The organism is Pseudoalteromonas sp. SIMBA_162, assembly GCF_046535955.1.
GTDB classification, from domain to species: domain Bacteria; phylum Pseudomonadota; class Gammaproteobacteria; order Enterobacterales; family Alteromonadaceae; genus Pseudoalteromonas; species Pseudoalteromonas marina.
On record NZ_JAWJBQ010000671.1, the window covers coordinates 1 to 259 of the forward strand.

General features: G+C 54.4%; 1 protein-coding gene. It reads left to right on the plus strand.

Annotation, left to right across the window (positions count from 1 at the left end):
- Window positions 1-259, plus strand: a 259-nt coding sequence (locus R0J88_RS21350) for a hypothetical protein (RefSeq protein ID WP_410901076.1), incomplete at both ends; no start/stop codon positions are given.

Here is a 259-nt window from a genome sequence, read left to right on the forward strand (position 1 = left end):
GTTTGTTAATGCCGCCACCTGGGGGATGCTGTTTACTGGCAAACTGGTTTCCACCCATAACGAACCCAGCCTCTCCCGCTCGCTGAACCGCATTATCGGTAAAAGCGGTGAACCGCTGATCCGCAAAGGTGTGGATATGGCGATGCGCCTGATGGGCGAGCAGTTCGTCACTGGCGAAACCATCGCGGAAGCGTTAGCCAATGCCCGCAAGCTGGAAGAGAAAGGTTTCCTTTACTCTTACGATATGCTTGGCGAAGCT